The 17,568-nt window shown below is 35.6% G+C and carries 18 protein-coding genes; 2 read left to right on the top strand and 16 right to left on the bottom strand.

Annotated features, from left to right (window positions below):
- Position 1 precedes the first annotated feature (1 nt).
- From fdhF to ACP5SP_RS02505, 8 genes are read right to left on the bottom strand one after another with little or no spacing between them, the layout of a single operon-like run.
- Positions 2 to 2,716 (bottom strand): formate dehydrogenase subunit alpha, encoded by a 2,715-nt coding sequence (gene fdhF / locus ACP5SP_RS02540; protein WP_424586596.1) that lies wholly within the window; start codon positions 2,714 to 2,716, stop codon positions 2 to 4.
- On the bottom strand, positions 2,709 to 4,352 hold the full coding sequence (gene nuoF / locus ACP5SP_RS02535) for an NADH-quinone oxidoreductase subunit NuoF (protein WP_424586595.1): 1,644 nt from the start codon (positions 4,350 to 4,352) through the stop codon (positions 2,709 to 2,711). The genes fdhF and nuoF (ACP5SP_RS02535) overlap by 8 nt, the downstream gene beginning before the upstream one ends.
- Positions 4,349 to 4,777 carry a complex I 24 kDa subunit family protein gene (locus ACP5SP_RS02530; protein WP_424586594.1) on the bottom strand — a complete coding sequence of 143 codons (429 nt, stop codon included), beginning with the start codon at positions 4,775 to 4,777 and terminating at the stop codon, positions 4,349 to 4,351. The genes nuoF (ACP5SP_RS02535) and ACP5SP_RS02530 overlap by 4 nt, the downstream gene beginning before the upstream one ends.
- On the bottom strand, positions 4,743 to 6,398 hold the full coding sequence (nuoF, locus tag ACP5SP_RS02525; RefSeq protein WP_428075990.1) for an NADH-quinone oxidoreductase subunit NuoF: 1,656 nt from the start codon (positions 6,396 to 6,398) through the stop codon (positions 4,743 to 4,745). Before nuoF (ACP5SP_RS02525) ends, ACP5SP_RS02530 begins: the two co-directional genes overlap by 35 nt.
- A gap of 3 nt (positions 6,399 to 6,401) precedes the next feature.
- Positions 6,402 to 6,770, bottom strand: a complete 369-nt coding sequence (locus tag ACP5SP_RS02520) for a (2Fe-2S) ferredoxin domain-containing protein (RefSeq protein ID WP_416085458.1) — start codon at positions 6,768 to 6,770, stop codon at positions 6,402 to 6,404.
- Positions 6,771 to 7,316, bottom strand: a complete 546-nt coding sequence (locus ACP5SP_RS02515; RefSeq protein WP_416085457.1) for an ATP-binding protein — start codon at positions 7,314 to 7,316, stop codon at positions 6,771 to 6,773.
- Entirely contained in the window at positions 7,316 to 7,780 is a 465-nt protein-coding gene (locus tag ACP5SP_RS02510; RefSeq protein WP_424586591.1) for a complex I 24 kDa subunit family protein, read from the bottom strand. Before ACP5SP_RS02510 ends, ACP5SP_RS02515 begins: the two co-directional genes overlap by 1 nt.
- Positions 7,781 to 7,798: 18 nt before the next feature.
- Positions 7,799 to 8,128 (bottom strand): ArsR/SmtB family transcription factor, encoded by a 330-nt coding sequence (locus ACP5SP_RS02505; RefSeq protein WP_424586590.1) that lies wholly within the window; start codon positions 8,126 to 8,128, stop codon positions 7,799 to 7,801.
- Positions 8,129 to 8,306: 178 nt separating this feature from the next.
- On the opposite strand from ACP5SP_RS02505, the gene ACP5SP_RS02500 reads away from it, so the two are divergent.
- The gene (locus ACP5SP_RS02500) at positions 8,307 to 8,675 is read left to right on the top strand and encodes a hypothetical protein (RefSeq protein WP_416085454.1); all 369 of its coding nucleotides are present in this window, start codon (positions 8,307 to 8,309) and stop codon (positions 8,673 to 8,675) included.
- Entirely contained in the window at positions 8,657 to 9,490 is an 834-nt protein-coding gene (locus ACP5SP_RS02495) for a hypothetical protein (protein WP_424586589.1), read from the top strand. Before ACP5SP_RS02500 ends, ACP5SP_RS02495 begins: the two co-directional genes overlap by 19 nt.
- On the opposite strand, the gene ACP5SP_RS02490 is transcribed toward ACP5SP_RS02495, so the two are convergent.
- Genes ACP5SP_RS02490 through ACP5SP_RS02455 form a run of 8 tightly spaced genes read right to left on the bottom strand, consistent with a single transcriptional unit; the run spans position 9,483 to position 17,554 of the window.
- Positions 9,483 to 12,524 carry a hypothetical protein gene (locus ACP5SP_RS02490; RefSeq protein WP_428075987.1) on the bottom strand — a complete coding sequence of 1,014 codons (3,042 nt, stop codon included), beginning with the start codon at positions 12,522 to 12,524 and terminating at the stop codon, positions 9,483 to 9,485. The genes ACP5SP_RS02495 and ACP5SP_RS02490 overlap by 8 nt on opposite strands.
- Before the next feature lie 45 nt (positions 12,525 to 12,569).
- Complete coding sequence (locus tag ACP5SP_RS02485) at positions 12,570 to 12,857, bottom strand: RnfABCDGE type electron transport complex subunit B (RefSeq protein WP_424586587.1); 288 nt, start codon at positions 12,855 to 12,857, stop codon at positions 12,570 to 12,572.
- A 13-nt stretch (positions 12,858 to 12,870) separates the two neighbouring features.
- On the bottom strand, positions 12,871 to 13,461 hold the full coding sequence (locus ACP5SP_RS02480) for an electron transport complex protein RnfA (protein WP_428066528.1): 591 nt from the start codon (positions 13,459 to 13,461) through the stop codon (positions 12,871 to 12,873).
- A complete protein-coding gene (gene rsxE, locus ACP5SP_RS02475; RefSeq protein WP_424586585.1) occupies positions 13,458 to 14,060 on the bottom strand; it encodes an electron transport complex subunit RsxE in 603 nt (200 codons plus the stop codon). The genes ACP5SP_RS02480 and rsxE overlap by 4 nt, the downstream gene beginning before the upstream one ends.
- Positions 14,057 to 14,659 (bottom strand): FMN-binding protein, encoded by a 603-nt coding sequence (locus ACP5SP_RS02470; RefSeq protein ID WP_424586584.1) that lies wholly within the window; start codon positions 14,657 to 14,659, stop codon positions 14,057 to 14,059. The genes rsxE and ACP5SP_RS02470 overlap by 4 nt, the downstream gene beginning before the upstream one ends.
- A complete protein-coding gene (locus ACP5SP_RS02465) occupies positions 14,656 to 15,666 on the bottom strand; it encodes an RnfABCDGE type electron transport complex subunit D (protein ID WP_424586583.1) in 1,011 nt (336 codons plus the stop codon). The genes ACP5SP_RS02470 and ACP5SP_RS02465 overlap by 4 nt, the downstream gene beginning before the upstream one ends.
- The gene (gene rsxC / locus ACP5SP_RS02460; protein ID WP_424586582.1) at positions 15,659 to 17,071 is read right to left on the bottom strand and encodes an electron transport complex subunit RsxC; all 1,413 of its coding nucleotides are present in this window, start codon (positions 17,069 to 17,071) and stop codon (positions 15,659 to 15,661) included. The genes ACP5SP_RS02465 and rsxC overlap by 8 nt, the downstream gene beginning before the upstream one ends.
- A 3-nt stretch (positions 17,072 to 17,074) precedes the next feature.
- Positions 17,075 to 17,554, bottom strand: coding sequence for a zinc ribbon domain-containing protein (locus ACP5SP_RS02455; RefSeq protein WP_424586581.1), 480 nt, complete (start codon positions 17,552 to 17,554; stop codon positions 17,075 to 17,077).
- Positions 17,555 to 17,568 lie beyond the last annotated feature (14 nt).

The raw sequence follows: 17,568 nt of genomic DNA, 5'->3' as shown, positions 1-17,568 counted from the left end.
TTTAAATTTTTTCTATTGCACACCCACACGCCTTAAATTCGGGAATTCTTGCAATAGGATCAATTGCATTAATTGTAAGAATATTTGCATTTGCTTCCGAAAAGTGGAAACTTACAAATACAACACCTTTCTTCGGTTTTGTAGATACCTTTGCTTTTACAACAATTTCTCCCCTTCTTGTTTTAACTTTTACCTTATCTCCATCTTTTATATTGAGTTTCTCTGCATCTTCTGGATTTATTTCAACAAAATTCTCAGGTACAAAACTTTCAAGTACCTTAACTCTTCGAGTTTCATTCCTTGAATGATAGTGGAACAAAATTCTTCCGGTTGTAAGGATAAAAGGATATTCGCTATCAGGAACTTCAACAGGTGGTTCAAATTCAACAGCTGATATAAGTGCTTTTCCGTTGGGCCGTTTGAAATTACCTCCATAGTGCAAAATTCTTGTTCCTGGATGATTTTCATCTGGGCATGGCCACAAAAGAGAATTTTCCTTAAGCCTCTTATATGTAATGCCTTTTAAAGATGGTGTTAATTCACGAATTTCTTCCCAAATTTCTTCTGCATCCCTATAGTGCATTGGATAACCCATACGGGTTGCGACTTCACAAACAATTTGCCAATCATCTTTTACATTTGGATGCGGTGTTCTTCCTGGATTCAAAAGTTGTACTCTTCTTTCAGTGTTTGTAAAAGTACCAAACTTTTCATAAGAAGCCTTCGCAGGAAAGACAACATCTGCAATTTGAGCTGTTTCCGAAAGGAAAATATCCTGAACCGCAAGGAATTCAAGTTTCTCAAAACCTTCCTTTACATGACGAACATCAGCTTCCGTTACAAGAGGGTTTTCGCCCATTGCATAAACTGCTTTTAATTTGCCTTCAAGTGCCAGATCTCCAAATTGAGAAACAGCATAGCCAATATTTTCTGGAAGTTTAACCTTCCAAAATTCTTCGAATTTTTTTCTTACATTTTCTTCAGTTACCTTTTGATAACCAGTATAGACATCAGGTAATGCTCCAACATCACATGCACCTTGCACATTAGCCTGCCCTCTTAAAGGATCAATGCCATTTCCCTCTTTTCCGATATGCCCTGTAATCAAGGCAAGATTTGCGATACTTAAGACATTATCAACTCCAACATGGTGTTGCGTAATTCCCATCGTATAGAAAATCATCGAATTTGGACCTTTTGCATAGGTTATTGCGGCAGTTTCTATAAGCTTTTTATCAACTCCTGTAATTTCAGAAACTTTGTCAAGATCATATTTATCAAGGACCTTTAAGAGGTTTTCAAAACCTTCAGTATGATTTTCAATAAATTCCTTATCAATAAGTCCTTTATCAACTATTACCTTCATCATTCCGTTTAAAAGAGCAACATCAGTTCCCGGATAGTGTTGGATAAAGATATCTGCATATTTTGCAAGATCAATATTTCTTGGATCACAAACTATAAGTTTTGCTCCCTTTTTCTTTTTGTTCTCCTTTATAAATTGAGCAATAACAGGGTGAGTTTCAGTTGTATTTGAACCAATTACAAACATAACATCTGCATTCTTAATATCATCTATAGGGTTTGTTGCGGCACCTGCTCCAAGAGCTTTACCTAAACCTGAAACTGTTGAGGCATGACACAATCTTGCACAATGGTCGATGTTGTTTGTTCCTATAACTGCTCTTGCAAATTTTTGCACTACATAGTTGTCTTCGTTTGTGCAACGAGCAGATCCAAGCACGCCTATTGCATCAGGTCCATATTTATCCTTTATCTCAAGTAATCTTTTTGCGGTGTAGTCAAGGGCTTCTTCCCAGGTTGCAGCCCTGAAAACTCCATTTTCTTTTATAAGGGGAGTTGTAAGTCTTTCGGATGAATTCACATATTCATAACCATATCTTCCTTTCACACATAATCTACCTTTATTTGGTTCCCTGTCTACTCCCCTTGCCATTACAAGATTATTATTCTTATCTTTAAAAATTGTTAAATTACAGCCAACACCGCAATAAGCACAAATAGTATCCGTTTTTTCAAAATTGAAGATTTTTCCTTTGCCTATTCGTGGTTTTTCAATTAATGCTGCTGTTGGACAAGCCTGAACGCACTCAGCACAGAATTGACAATTAGTTTCTTCTAAAGGAAGATTAAAAGGAGTTGATACAATTGACTTGTAACCTCTCATTGCAATAGCAATTGCCTCAACGATTGCTTGGTTTTCACAAGCATCAACACAACGTCTACAGAGAATACATTTCTGTGGATCAAACTGAATAAATGGGTTTTTATCCCAGGGTGTTTCTTTCTCATATACGAAAGCATCTTTTTCATCAAGAAATTGGCTCTTCTTTATTCCAAATTGATACGCAAGATCCTGAAGGACACAATCCCCATCTTTATCACAAGTCATACAGTCCAAAGGGTGATGGGCAAGCGCAAGTTCAAGATTCATTTTTCTAGCTTCATAAATTAAGTCCGAATTAGTAGTAATTTCCATACCCTCTGTAACTTCAGTAATGCATGCTCTTTGAAGCGTTCTTGAACCCTTTACCTCCACAACGCACATTCCACAGGAACCCTCTTCTGCAATACCTTCAAGATAGCAAAGAGTTGGAATTTCTATGCCAATGGATTTACAGGCCTTTAAAATTGTAGTGCCTTTTTCAAACTGATAGGGCTTACCATCGATTTTAACATTCACTAATTCACTCATTTGATACCTCCTCGGTTATTTCTTCAAATTCACAAACATTTGCATTACATTTTCTCTGTTTTATATGCTCAAGCCATTCAGTTCTATATTTAACAAGTGATTGAGAAATTATATTGGGAGCAGTTTGTCCTAACCCGCAAAAAGAAGTTAATTTCATTGTTGTAGATAGTTTTTCAAGTCTTGTAAGATCACTTTCTTCACCAAGACCTCTTGAAATATAATCAATTATTTTGTACATTTCCTCTGTGCCAACCCTACATGGCGTACACTTTCCACAGGATTCATGTCTAAAAAAATATGCAATATTTTTTGCAATATCAACAATACATCTATCCTCGCTTAAAACCACAATAGAACCAGATCCGGGCCCTGCTTCAATTTTAGCAAGTGAATTAAAATCAACAGGTGTATCTAACTCTCCGGGAGTTATAAGGCTTCCAGAAACTCCACCCAAAATTACCCCCTTAAGAGATTTGCCACCTTTTACACCGAAACCGACATCGTTTATTATTGATGAAAGCTTAACCCCAAATGGGATCTCGATTACACCTTTGTAATTTATATCCCCCATTAAACTGAAAAGTTTAGTACCGTATGATCCTGGAACTCCAAATTTTTTAAACCATTCGGCACCATTTACTACGATTGGTGGAATATTTGCTAATGTTTCAACATTGTTAATTACAGTAGGTTTTCCCCAAAGGCCATAAGTTGGTGGATATGGAGGTTTCTTCCTTGGCTCGCCACGTTTTCCTTCAATTGATTCTATAAGGGCAGTTTCTTCGCCACAGATATAAGCACCTGCACCTTTCTTTATTTCTATATCAAAGTTAAAACCAGAGCCCAGTATATTTTCTCCAAGGAATCCATACGATCTTGCCTGATCTATGGCCTTTTGAAGTCTCTTAATTGAAAGGTCATATTCACCTCTAATGTAAATGTATCCATAATTTGCACCTGTCGCATATCCTGCAAGTATCATGCCCTCAATAAGGAGGTGTGGGTCTCCTTCCATTATTACTCTATCTTTAAATGTACCAGGTTCTCCTTCATCTGCATTACAAATTACATACTTAACATCACTTTTTGCTTTTGCAGTAAATTCCCACTTTTTTCCTGTTGGGAATCCTGCACCACCCCTACCTCTTAACTCAGATGCCTTGACTTCTTCTAATACCCACTCAGGCCCATTTTCAAGAGCCTTTTCTAAAGCTAAATAACCATCTTCAGCAATATATTCTTCAATAGACTCCGGGTTTATCATGCCCACTCTTTTTAGCAATACTCTTTCTTGTATTGAAAGCACTCGCTCCGCACGAGTTTCTTTAAGAATTACATCTTTCTTTCCGATTTCATGTGCAATCTCTTTAACAATCCGTCCTTTTAAAAGGTGTTCTTTGACAATAAGAGGTACATCGCTTGGTTTAACGGGTGCATATATCACGCCATCTGGATAAACAGCAATTGCTACACCCAAATCCTCATATCCAAGACTTCCAGTTGGAGCAACAAGAATTTCATTTTCCAATCCTATGTTTCTTATCTCTTTTGTTAATAATTCCTCTATTTCTTTTGCACCTTTTGCAAGACTCTTAGAATCTTCAGCGACTAATATGTGGCTTCTATAGAGTTTCATAATGCACCTTCCCGAACTTTTTTAATAATAAGAGGTATGTCTTCTTCCTTTAGATTTCCAAAAGGAACATCATCGATCATCATTGAAGGCGCAACTGAACACATTCCAAGGCAACTTGATTCTTCAAGCGTAAACTCCTTATCTTCGGTTGTCTCTCCAAAATCTATCCCTAACTCTTCCTTCAATTTCCTTACAATTTTTTCTCCCTCTGCAAGATGACACGATAAACTCCTGCAAACTCGAACAATGTGTTTTCCTCTTGGTTTTGCAGAGAACATTGTGTAAAAAGTGAGCACCCCATAGACTTTTGAAGGTGATGTTTTAAAAGTCTCAGAAACACGCAAAGCCAAATCTTCAGGGACGTAATTTTCAGGATTTGCTTCCTGAATTTCATGTAAGACGTCTATTAAGGACTTTCCTTTCATTTTTCTCCCCCTTCATTGAACAAACATTAGATGGACATCTCTTGTCCTTTATATGTGCAATATACTCATCCCTAAAATATCTAAGAGTTGACAATACAGGATTGGGAGCCGTTTGCCCTAAACCACAAAGCGAAGTTAGTTTAATTATATTTCCAAGCCTTTCAAGCCGATCAAGATCCTCCATTGTGCCATTACCTGTAGTAATTTTTTCTAAAATATTTAGCATTTGGCGAGTTCCTTCTCTACAAGGGGTACATTTACCGCAGGACTCATCTACAGTAAATTTTAAGAAGAATTTTGCAACATCCACCATGCAGCTCGTTTCATCCATTATGATAAGACCGCCAGAACCCATTATTGTCCCAAGTTGTGGGAGATTTTCATAATCCATTGGCACATCAAGATGCTCTGCAGGAATAACACCTCCAGAAGGACCTCCTGTTTGCGCTGCCTTAAAGGTGTGCCCCTCAGGAATTCCGCCACCAATGTCAAAGACTATTGTTCTAAGAGAAGTACCAAGTGGTACTTCCACAAGACCTGTAATATTAACCTTTCCAGCAAGTGCAAATACCTTTGTGCCAGGACTCTTCTCAGTGCCAAACTTTCTAAAGAAAGATGCCCCTTTTTCAATAATAACTGGAATATTTGCAAGTGTCTCTACGTTGTTAATAACAGTTGGCTTCCCAAAAACACCTTTTTCCACAGGAAATGGAGGTTTCTTCCTTGGCTCACCACGTTTTCCTTCAATGGAGTTAATAAGTGCAGTCTCCTCTCCGCAAACAAATGCACCTGCACCCATCCTCAATTCAATATCAAATGAAAAGTTGGTACCTAAAATATTTTTGCCAAGCAAACCTGAGGCTCTTGCTTGCTTAATTGCTATTTCAAGCCTCTTTATTGCAAGAGGATATTCTGCTCTTATGTAAATATAACCTTTCTGTGCACCAACTGCATATCCTGCAATAGCCATTCCTTCAAGCACAGAATGTGGGTCTCCCTCCAAAACGGACCTATCCATATAGGCACCTGGGTCACCTTCATCTGCATTACATATTATGTATTTAGTGTCGGAGTTTTGCTTATAAGCAAGTTCCCATTTGAGTCCCGTAGGAAATCCTGCGCCTCCACGACCACGAAGTCCTGAATCTTTGACAACCTTAATAACATCTTCCCTTGTCATCTCGGTAATTGCCTTGGCAAGTGCTTCGTAACCACCTTGAGCAATATATTCAGTTATATCTTCTGGATTAATAATACCGCAGTTTCTTAAGACAATTTTTGTTTGTTTTGCAAAAAACGGAACATCGTTTAGTGTCGGAAATTGCTTTTCTTCTTGCTTCCAAAGGAGCCTTTTTACAGGGCGCCCTTTGAGGAAGTGCTCTTCAACAATCTCTTTTGCATCATCTGGCTTAACCTTCGTGTAAATAACACCTTCTGGATAGACAACCATCAAGGGTCCTAATTGACAAGAACCCATACAACCTGTTTCAACGATATTTACTTCTTCAGTTAGATCGTGCTTTTTAAGTTCTTCCTTAAGCGCATCTTCAAAACCGTTACCACCCGCAGCAAGGCATTGCGCTCCAGCACATATAAGTGCATGAATTCTATAAATTTTCATAAACTACTCCTTTGCAATTACCCAGTCGCTTACAATTTGACCATTAATTACATGAGAAGCAACTATTTCTCTTGCCATTTCGGGGGTAACGTGTCCATAATAAACACGTATACCATCTCTTTCGACGGCAACAACTGGTTCCTCAACATCAAGACCCATTGAGCCTCTTTCGATGATTTGAACATCTGTAAAATTTCTTTTCTGAAGTTCATCAAGTATCGCAAGAAGGACGTCTCTTGCACCTGCAGCAATCCCAACTGTGCCCATACTGATGTAGACTTTTACTTTTGCCTCTCCTTGTCTTGTCTTAAGAAACGCCTGCGCTTGTTCCCTTAACTTCCTTAACTCCTCGATTGACTTAATCTTGTCCATCTATGCACCTCCATGCAAGCTCTTTATTTGTTCATTTAAGAAATCTCTAATTCCATTTAATACCAAAGGAGTACAAATTGTTTCGTTGCAAATTTTTTTCAAATCTTCAATTGAAATTTCAAAGACTTTTCCGTTTACTTCATGCCTATATCTGAAATTGATTTCTGGATGAGTGGCAACAACTGAAACTATTGTACTTGCAATATCACCCAAGGGAGGAGTATCTATATGAGATTTTCTAAAGCATATCTTGACGGTTGTTCCTTTCCCTTTTTCACTTTCAATTGAAATTCCTCCATCACATGATTCTGCTTCAAGTTTTAGAAGAGGAAGACCCAAGCCAACTTTCTTATTTTTGGAAGTCGTTGTAAAAGGATCAAATACCTCTTTTAATAAGGTCTCATCCATACCCACACCATCGTCTCTCACTTCAATTAATAGTAAGTCCTTATTATCATCCTCAAGAATATTAAGTTCTATATTTTTGGCATTGGCTTTCAAAGAATTCTCAATTATATCGAGAATATTTAAGGAAAGCTCTTTCACTACATGTACCTCTCAAGTATCTCAATTGCCTTTTCAGGAGTTAACTTCCCGTATATATCTTTTCCATCAACTGCTATTGCAGGCGCAAGACCACAGCAACCAAGACAACGGACAATCCTAACTGCAAATTTGCCATCTTTTGTTATTTCATTTGGTTTTATACCCAGCTTTTCACAAAGTGCATTTAATACCGCTTCACCTCCTTTTACATAACAGGCAGTACCCATGCAGGTCATAATAACGTGATCGGCATCTTTTGTCAGTTTAAAGAAGTTGTAAAAAGTTACAACACCATAAACCTTTGAAAGAGGAATATTAAGTTTTTCCGAAATGTAAACAAGAACTTCTTTTGGTAAATACCCAAGTGCCTCCTGCGTGCCATGTAAAACTTGGATAAGAGATTCTGGTTTAGCTCCCCATTTTCTAATCTCCATGTCTACTGCGGGAAAATTTTTTGCTTCCATTTTTCCTCCTTTCGAAAATTATACGCTTATCTTGTGATCTTGTGAAACATAGAGTTCACTTACTTCCTCTAATATTTTTTTATACTTTTCACTCTTGAGCTTGTAATAAACACTTCTTCCGACTTTTCTTCGTGTCACCCAGCCTGCCCTATAAAGTCTGTAAAGATTAAGAGACACGGTTGGTTCTTTCATCTTAAGTTTTTCTACAATCTCCTTAACGGTTTTTTCACCAGTTGTTAAATAGCATACAATTGCAACTCTTATGGGATTTCCAATCGCAGATAGGAACTCAGATGCTCTTACACATTTGCTATAACTATCACAAAGTAATTTCTTTTTTTCTGCCATCACTTATTATTTTATTCAAAAATGAAAATTTTGCAATATATTTGTTTATTATTTCACTATAAAATTTTTGAATAAAATCATTATAAAAAAGAAACAATTAAATTATGTCGTAAAAATATAAGAGTGATATTTTACACAAATAATTTCACATTTTTGTAAAATCTGTTAAAATATAAATGTGAGGGTTGAAGATATTATTAAAATTGTTGACGCAGAAATCTTGCAGAGTGTGGGAAATTGGGAAGCAAACATTAAATATGGTTTCGCTGCCGATCTCTTATCGGACACACTATTTGTTATAAGCAGAGAAGAGGAAGCAATACTATTGATTACTGGCGTCACGAATCCATCTGTTGTAAAAACTGCAAAGATACTGGATATTCCAGTTGTTCTAATAGTAAGAGGAAAACCAGTAGAGCAGGCAACAATAGACCTTGCAAAAAAAGAACAAATCATACTTTTAAGGACAAAGAATATAATGTTTGTGACATGCGGACTTCTCTATAAGGAAGGTCTTCAAGGTGCGCCTTGGAAACTACAATATTAATTTCTGAATTTTTTGTTTTTGGTGATGATTTTGAACATTTAGGGGACGGGACTTTAAAAACAAGAGAAACACTCGATAAAGCGCTCAATGAATTTGAATTCTATAAAAAATATCCAGCTCTTAAGAAAGAAAATCTGAGAAAACTTGGCGTTTGCTCTTATGAAGCAGAATCAAATATTGTAATACATGCAAAATTTGGCATAATAAAAACTTACGCTAATGAGAATAAAATAAAAACTATTGCAAAAGATATAGGTCCTGGAATTCCAAAATTACTGCTTGCACTTACTCCTGGATTCTCTACTGCATCTGAAAAGGCAAGAAAGTTAGGATTTGGTGCTGGAATGGGCCTCAAAAACATTCAAAAGATTTCAGACTTTTTTATCATAACTTCAAAGTATGGAAAAGGAACATACTTAACTTTTGAAATTTGGAACGAAGAAATCAACAGGGAGGGAATCAAAATGAAGATAAAAGACCTAATTAAAGAATTGCAATTGGAGATCCTTACAAAATATAATGAAGAAATTCTCGAAAAAAACATTGAAGAAGCCTATGCATGTGATCTTTTAAGTAGAGTTCTTGCTAAGGCTAATGAAGAAAGCACCTGGATTACAATTCAAACAAATGTAAATGTTGTAGGTGTTGCAGTAATAAAAAGAGTGCCTATAATAATCATAACAGAGGGAGAACCTGTACCAGAAGAAACTATAAAGAAGGCTGAAGAAAACTCCATAATAATTGCAAGAACTTTAAACACGACATTTGAATTATCAGGTAAGTTATATACACTTCTTGAAAAAGAAACTAAATAACCTCTTCTAAGGAATAAATGTTAATCCCCTGATAGTTTTTAAGTTTGGGCTTATCGTCAACAACAACATCTGTAAGTCTTAATTTCTTTGCAATAAGAATTGCTTCACCTGTTGTATATTTTCCAGAAACCCTTTTAGCTATATCTTCTGCAAGTCTCTCTTCAATGGTAGTAAGCCCAATTACGGTAATTCGGAATCTTCCTTCCACAATATGAGCTACTTCACTTTTCTGAGAAGCAGAAATGCATGCTTTAGAAAGAAGATCGTTTCTAACTTCTTGTGGGAGTTTATCATTTTCATAGATTTTTCTTAAAACAGAAGCATCTGCTACATATTTTGATTTAAGCTCAATTTTGGTAAATCGTTTAGTCTCATCAAGCGATGGCTTTTGCTCAATTTCACTTTTTTCTTCTTTTGTGAGACTCTTTTCAATCTTTTCTTCGCGCTTCTTACGATTTTCTTCCTCAAGTTTCTTTAAAAGCTCTTCAAATGTTGATTTAAACTCATCTTTTTTGGTTTTTTCCTCAATCTTTTCTTTGCTAACTGTTTCTTCTTGCTTGGTTGCCCTTTCCTCTTGAACACTTTCCTCAACCTTCTCAATTTCTTCAAGATTGGGCTGTGCAAAATCTGCAAAGGAAACTTCATGCTCTTCTTTAATTTCTTCTTTAACTTCTTTTTCGAATTCAACGGATGGCTCTTCAACAACAGAGGGCTTCTCAACAATTTCTTCGGTTGGCACTTTTTCTACCTTTTCAGCCTTTCCTGTTTCAGAAACTGTTTCCATAGGTAAAACTTCTTCATGTCGAGAAGCTGATTTTTCCTCAGGTTTTGGTTTAATTACTTCCCCTGAAACTTCACCAGTTTTAGCCTTGCTTTCGAGCTCAACTTTTTCTTTTTCCTCAAACTTTTTCTCCTCTTCTTTTCTGAATTCCTCTTTTGTAGGAACTTCTTCTTTTTGCTCCTTAAAAGCCTCTTCTTTTGGCTTTCCTATTTTTTCTTTCTCAATTGTCAACCTATCAGCTCTCCTTGGAGGAGCAGGCCTGAAAATTCGTCGTGTTGGCTCTATTTCTTCTTTAGGCACTTCTTTTACAACTTCTTCTGGTGGTTTAACCGGTATTGTCTTTAATTTTGGAAGTTCCTCTTGAATCTCTTTAGGTTTCACGGGTATCTCTTCAATTGGTGCATTTTCCTTAACTTCAAGATCTTTAACATTAAATGCAATAGGCTTCTTTTTAACTTCCTCAATTTTTACAACTGGGATTTTTTCTTTCTTTCCTTTAGGAATTATAAGGATTATGATTATGAAGACAAATAATCCAAAAATAATGGAAGATACTATATCAACAGTTAAACCTGGAAAATAATTCGAAATGTATGGGTAAATTTGTTCAGAAATAGGTCTTAAAAAACCCAAAATGTTTGATGCGATCCCTTTAAAGAAAGTTTTAATAACATCAAGAAGTGTGCTAACATTACTCTGAGTAAAAATTCCTGCAAAAAATGTTGAAACATCTTTCAAAATTTTAGAAAAATATACCTTAATATTTTCAAAAATTTGCACCGCATTTGAGTTTGTATTGTTTGGATTCATTTTATCCACTCCGTTATTTTGACTTCCAGTATTAGTTAAAAGAGCCACATTTATTGGGTTATATAGATCAAGAGGTAAAAGCGTCGTAAAAATCTCTTCGTTTCCCTCTATTCCAAGGTCAAAAACAGCAATTTGTTTATTTGATGTTATATCTACTTTTGAAAAACTATCATTAAAAAGAAATATTTTTGGAGTATATGGAGTTAAAGTGAAACTATTTCCGTTGAAATTCAAGTTTGTATTTTCCTCTGTGCCTACAACAACAACTCTTCTTTGCCTTTCTCCAAAAATTTTTGTTACAATACCAGTATGGAATCTAAAAAGAGTTCCATTATTAAATGACGGAATTTGTTCTCCATCGACATTTCCATATTGGGAATAGGTATAAATAAGGACGGGTTTTGAAAAATTGATAAAAACTTCCTTGTATTCCGTATTGTTTTTCATATAATCGTTAGGATTCAGAATATCTAAGTATTTAAAATCGTTTGCTTTATCAAGAGTAAAGGCTGAAGTTTTATCGTCAAATTTAACTGAAACTGTCGTATTATCAAAAATAGATGAAATTCCAAGTCTTCCAAATGATATAACATTCGCAGAATCAATGCCATAAAGCGTTGCGAAAACATTATCATCTGCATATCCATATTCAATTAAAACAGGGCTATCAGAAGAAATTGTATAAATACCCTGAGCTAATTTAGTGTTGGCATAAAATGAATTTGCCTTAAGCTGAGTGTTAACTAAAACATTTCCATTAGTATCTGTAATCTTAAGATTTGTATCTTTTGTAGTTGTTATAAACAATACTTTAGGAATATACAATTTAAAGAATGTTCCAAAAACTGCACTAACGTCATCGGAAGAGTTTTTGTCAAAAGGAGGAGTAAGTGTAGAAAATTCAACAAAAATAGGTTTAGTTGAACTTACTTTAAAAACCGAATCATCTTTTAGGTCCACAAAAACAGAATCTAAATTTTTGAGCTCCTTCTCAAAAACAACATTATTAGACTTTTTATCTAAAACTGATACCTTGTTAGAATCACCATACGAAACTATAAAAACTCTTCCTTTTCTTGGCACAATAAATTGAGTACCAATAAAATTAGGTATATAGAAATCTTTTTTAATTTGAGGACTACTATCTTGTGGGATTAACTTCAATATCTTTTTTTCTTTTGCTCCTATCGAAAGCGCAACTTTAAATGTAAAATTGTCATTATCTTCACTAAAATAAATAGGAAGGGGGACGCCATTGTCTAAAAGTAAAAAGTTCTGTGCATTACTCAAGACTTCCTTTTGCACTTTAAACGTAAATACTTTAAAAACAGGGACATCCAATGTATTTTCAACAGAGACGCTTATCCCTTCATCTCCTATTACAGGAGAAGAAAAAGCAAACAACAAAATTAAAACAACCAAAACAATCAAAAGCTTTTTCACTTTTTCCCCTTCCTATATGATAATACTTATTAATTTTTTTTCAAGTTATGAGCTCTGTGCTTTCTCCATAATATCTTTTATTTTTTGCTCGACTTCCTTTCCACCAACAACGCATGCATCATAACCTGCACGTCCTTCAGCTATTGCTTCAGCACAAGGATGACACCCAGGAAAACCACAAGCACCACATTCTCCATGTGGAAGGACCTCGTAAATTGCCTGCACTAAAGGGTTTTCCTCTACTTTAAACTTCTCATTAAAAACTCCGAGAAGAATACCAAAAAGCGTACCTAAAATTCCAAGCGTAAAAACAGAAATAAGTATTTCTTTCATTACGCACCTCTACCTATTTAATCATTCCACTAAATCCAAGAAAAGCCAACGAGAGAATTCCAGAAATCATAAAAGCAATTGCCTTCCCTTTGAAAAAGGAAGGTACATCAGAATTTCTTAACCTCTCTCTAATTCCTGCAAGTAAAAGCATTGCAATAGCATAACCAAATGCAATACCAAATCCCGATACAATTGATTCAACAAAATCATATTTATTCATAGAATTTATAAAAGTTGCTCCGAGAATAAGACAGTTAGTTGCAATCAAAGGAAGGTAAATTCCCATTGCTTTATAAAGATTTGGTGATGCCTTTTTGATGTAAATTTCAACAAGACCAACAAATGAACCAATTACAAGTATAAAAGCAGTAATTTGAAGTGCAGGCTGTAAACCTGTTGGAATAAGAATCCAGTTATCAATCATCCAAGCAAGAATTGAGGATGAAACTGTTACAAAAATTACAGCAAAACTCATACCTATTGAGTTTGTAAGGTTGTCTGTAAGACCTATATAAGAACAAAGCCCAAGAAACTGGATAAGTATAATATTATTGATTATAGTAGACGAAACAAAAATTTTAAGAAGATTTTCAACATAACTCATCTCTTCCCCTCCTTGTTCCTCAGGTAAGTTTCTATGGCACCAGTAAGTATGCCAATCATAATAAAACCTGCAGGTGGAAGTACCATCAATAACATTGGTTGATAACTATCGGGCATTAATTGGATCCCTGCCAAGGAACCTTTTCCTATAAACTCTCTTACAATTGCAATAGCTAAAAGCACTAATCCATAACCAATTGTATTCCCAACTCCATCCAAAAAAGAATCAAAAATTCCATTATGATAGGCATATGCTTCTGCTCGTCCGATAATGATACAGTTAACTACAACAAGGAGAATATAAAGTTTAATTATCTGATAAATAGCATTAAAGTAAGCTTCAGAAATCAAGGCAGCAATAGTTGTAAATGCAGCGATAACTGTAACAAAAATTGGAACTCTTATCTCGTTTGGAGTAATCTTCCTAATAGAAGAAACTATTACGTTTGATGGAATCTGTACTAAAGCAAATGCAAACGTCATAAGCAAAGCACTCTGGACGGAGTTTGATACTGCAATTGTAGAGCACAAGCCAATTGAAATTATAAGTACAGGATTATTTGGAATTATTGCATCCCAAATTATCTTCAACTTTTTCATTGCCCTGCCTCCTTAAGGTATGAAACAATAGCTTCTCCTGCAACTTTTACTCCCTTTGAAACCGCAGTAGAGGTAATCGTTGCACCAGTCATAGCAATAATATCTTCCTTTGGAACTAATTTATCTTTAATAACATTTTTATTTACGAATTGTCCTAAAAAGGTAATCTTGTCCTTTTTATTAACATAATACTTAGGATTATCTGCATTAGAACCAAGCCCTGCAGTCTCATTCATCTTGAGAATTTTAACACCAGAAACCGTTCCATCGCTTTTCACACCTACAAGCATTTCAATTGGTGCCTGCGAGCCTGGAACAACAACCTTTACAACCATTCCTATATTTTTGCCACTTGCCTTATCTTTAACAAGAAAAGATTCATTTATTGTAACTGATTGATCGCTTGATTGAATAGGTTTATCTAACTTTATAAATTCATAATTACCTGGAAAAACTTCAGATAAACCTCTCTCTAATGCCTTTGCATCTTGCGCTGCAATAATAGGCTTTGTTATCTGAAAAACTACTGCAAGTGCTAATCCTGTAATGGCTGAGATGAGCCCAAGAGTAACAGCAAACTTAAAAACATTATTTTTCATTTTGCCACCTCTTTTTTAGAAAACACACCATAGACTTTTGGCATAACCTTATCAAAGTAAGGAACAACAGCATTTCCTAAGAGAATAGAAAACATAACACCCTCAGGATATGAACTATATTGACGAATAAGCACAGTCAAAAAACCTATAAATATTGCGTAATATACCTTTCCCATAGGTGTTATTGGAGAAGAACTGTAGTCAGTTGCCATAAAGAATGCACCTAAAAATAATCCACCTGCAAGAATTGAAAATAGAGGGTCTCTTCCAAAAAGAGGAGAAAGCACAAAAACTGTTCCAATATAAATTACAGGTATTTTCCAATCGATTACTTTTCTTGCTATAAGATAAATGCCACCAATTAAAAGAAGTAGTGCTGAAGTTTCACCTAAACTACCTCCTACTGTGCCAAAGAACAAGGCCTTGTATAAATTTGCCTTTGTTCCAAAATCAGATATAAGCTTTGCGTAGCTTTGTAATTTTACAATACCTAATGGTGTTGCAGTTGTAATTGAATCAACAGGGGTTGCTTGAGAAATATTGGATAACCCAATCATTATTTGAGGCTTTATCCAGGTTGTCATATAAGTAGGCCAAGATACCATTAACACTGAACGTCCCACAAGAGCAGGGTTAAACGGGTTAGAACCAATCCCACCAAAAATCATTTTCCCCAAAATGATTCCCGAAAATGCTCCGACAACAACCATCCACCAAGGAGAAGAAGGAGGTAAAGTCATTGCAAGAAGTAATCCTGAAACTGAAGCAGAAAGGTCGTTTAAAGATGGTTTTTTATGAAAAATAATGTTACCTAATACCTCTGCCAATATTGAAGATACGACAGATATAATTATTACAAGAATCGACCTTAAGCCGAAAATAAAAACGCTTCCAATGAGTGCAGGGGCGATTGCAATGATAACATCACGCATAATTGAAGAAGTCGTTACCTTATCCTTTATATGAGGAGCTGATGTAACGACAAGATCAATATCATAGTTAGCCATTTTGTACCTCCTTTGGGGAGTTTTCCTTCTCTTTCATCTTTTGAGCTTTTAACTTTTCAAAAGCTGCTTGTTTTGCTGCTTCAATTTTTCTTTGTTTTATAATTGCCTGTTTAACACTCTTTATATTTTCAGTTAGATGCCTCTTTGCAGGACATACGTAGGAACAGACACCACATTCAATGCAGTCAAGTGCATGAAGAGTTTCCGCCGTTTTAAGGTCATTTTTTCTCGAAGCATGATCAATTAAAACTGGCATAAGTCCCATAGGACAAGAATCAACGCAGCTTGCACATCTTATACAAGGTGATTCTTCCTGAGGTGCCATTTCCAATGCCTCATCGCCAAACATAAGAATTCCTGAAGTCCCCTTTATAACTGGAACATCAACCGTTGGCTGAGCAATACCAGTCATAGGACCGCCAAAAATGAGTTTTCTTAATTTACGGTTAAGCCCAAGCGTATCAATTATAAACGATGCAGGTGTCCCAATTCTAATAATATAATTTCCAGGTTTAGAAACTGCATTACCTGAAATTGTTATTCCTCGCTCAATTAAAGGTTTATCTTCCAAAACTGCTTCTGTAATTGCTTTTAAAGTACCAACATTTTGAACAACAACCCCAACATCAAGCGGCAAACCTCCCGATGGAACTTCTCTTTTAAGAACAGCCTTAATGAGTTGTTTTTCTCCACCTTGAGGATATTTTGTCTTCACCAAAACAACCTCAACATTATTTAAACCCATTTCCTTTATTTTATTTTCAAGAACGTTAGCTGCATCAAGTTTGTTTTCTTCAACTGCAATAATACCTTTCTTTGCACCCGTTATTTTCATTTCAATGAGAATTCCTGTGATGACCTTCTCTGGATACTCAAGCATATTCCTGTGATCAACTGTAAGATATGGCTCACACTCAGCGCCATTTCCAATAATGGTGTCAATAACTTTATCTTTGGGGGGAGTTAATTTCACAGATGTTGGAAATGCTGCACCACCTAAACCAACAATACCATGCTCTCTTATAATTTTCACAAGTTCTTCGGATGGTAAATCTTCAAAAGATTTCCTCGGTGAAAGTTCAACCCATTCATCTTTATAATCGTTCTCAATAATTACGCTTTTGATTTTTGCACCAGTTGGACATAATCTCTCTTCAATTGCAATTACTTTTCCAGACACAGTTGCATGGACTGGTGCAGAAACAGGCTGCGTTGAATCGCCAATTTTCTGCCCGACCTTGACATAATCACCAACCTGCACCAAAGGATTATTTGGTGCACCTGTATGCTGCTGGAGCGGAATAACTGCAATTGGAGGAGATTTAAAGACTTCAAAGGACAAATCCTTGGTAAGTTTACTTTCATCTGGATGTATGCCACCAGGTGAATAAGTAAAGACTTTCATGTTTCACTCCTTTCGTTCTTCAAAAATAAACCCGCAATAAGGGCAAATCTTTGCATCTTTTTCAATAATCTTTTGGCAGTTCGGACACTTCTTTTTTAATTGTGTAAAACAGTGAGGACAATAGAGATAATCACTTTTTACTTCTTCACCACACACAGGGCATTTAAAAATTTCTTTTTCAATTTGTAACTCAAAATATTTTTTTTGTAGTTCTAACACCTCCTTTCGCTCTTTCTCCTCTTTAATTTCTTCAAGAGTGTAAGGACTTCTTATCATTAGGTAGAAAACAAGGGGCAAAATGCCTCCAAAAACAATAACTGCAATTAACCAACCTAATGCATTTCCACCTCTCAATTTACTGTCGTTATACACGTAGATTGCAATAATTAGAACTAATATAACAAGTGAAAAGATTATTATAAAGACATCAGATGTTGAAAGATTCGGTAAAATCGTTTTAATAAAATCAATAATTTTTCCCATTCCTAATTATTATA

This window comes from Caldisericum sp. (genome assembly GCF_049967455.1).
GTDB classification, from domain to species: Bacteria; Caldisericota; Caldisericia; order Caldisericales; family Caldisericaceae; genus Caldisericum; species Caldisericum exile_A.
This window is presented reverse-complemented; position numbering and strand designations above follow the sequence as displayed.

What these genes read in the sequence shown, in the direction of transcription:
- fdhF (WP_424586596.1), bottom strand. Translation starts at nt 2,716, where the DNA reads ATGAGTGAATTAGTGAATGTTAAAATCGATGGTAAGCCCTATCAGTTT.
- nuoF (WP_424586595.1), bottom strand. Translation starts at nt 4,352, where the DNA reads ATGAAACTCTATAGAAGCCACATATTAGTCGCTGAAGATTCTAAGAGT.
- ACP5SP_RS02530 (WP_424586594.1), bottom strand. Translation starts at nt 4,777, where the DNA reads ATGAAAGGAAAGTCCTTAATAGACGTCTTACATGAAATTCAGGAAGCA.
- nuoF (WP_428075990.1), bottom strand. Translation starts at nt 6,398, where the DNA reads ATGAAAATTTATAGAATTCATGCACTTATATGTGCTGGAGCGCAATGC.
- ACP5SP_RS02520 (WP_416085458.1), bottom strand. Translation starts at nt 6,770, where the DNA reads ATGGACAAGATTAAGTCAATCGAGGAGTTAAGGAAGTTAAGGGAACAA.
- ACP5SP_RS02510 (WP_424586591.1), bottom strand. Translation starts at nt 7,780, where the DNA reads ATGGAAGCAAAAAATTTTCCCGCAGTAGACATGGAGATTAGAAAATGG.
- ACP5SP_RS02505 (WP_424586590.1), bottom strand. Translation starts at nt 8,128, where the DNA reads ATGGCAGAAAAAAAGAAATTACTTTGTGATAGTTATAGCAAATGTGTA.
- ACP5SP_RS02485 (WP_424586587.1), bottom strand. Translation starts at nt 12,857, where the DNA reads ATGAAAGAAATACTTATTTCTGTTTTTACGCTTGGAATTTTAGGTACG.
- ACP5SP_RS02480 (WP_428066528.1), bottom strand. Translation starts at nt 13,461, where the DNA reads ATGAGTTATGTTGAAAATCTTCTTAAAATTTTTGTTTCGTCTACTATA.
- rsxE (WP_424586585.1), bottom strand. Translation starts at nt 14,060, where the DNA reads ATGAAAAAGTTGAAGATAATTTGGGATGCAATAATTCCAAATAATCCT.
- ACP5SP_RS02470 (WP_424586584.1), bottom strand. Translation starts at nt 14,659, where the DNA reads ATGAAAAATAATGTTTTTAAGTTTGCTGTTACTCTTGGGCTCATCTCA.
- ACP5SP_RS02465 (WP_424586583.1), bottom strand. Translation starts at nt 15,666, where the DNA reads ATGGCTAACTATGATATTGATCTTGTCGTTACATCAGCTCCTCATATA.
- rsxC (WP_424586582.1), bottom strand. Translation starts at nt 17,071, where the DNA reads ATGAAAGTCTTTACTTATTCACCTGGTGGCATACATCCAGATGAAAGT.
- ACP5SP_RS02455 (WP_424586581.1), bottom strand. Translation starts at nt 17,554, where the DNA reads ATGGGAAAAATTATTGATTTTATTAAAACGATTTTACCGAATCTTTCA.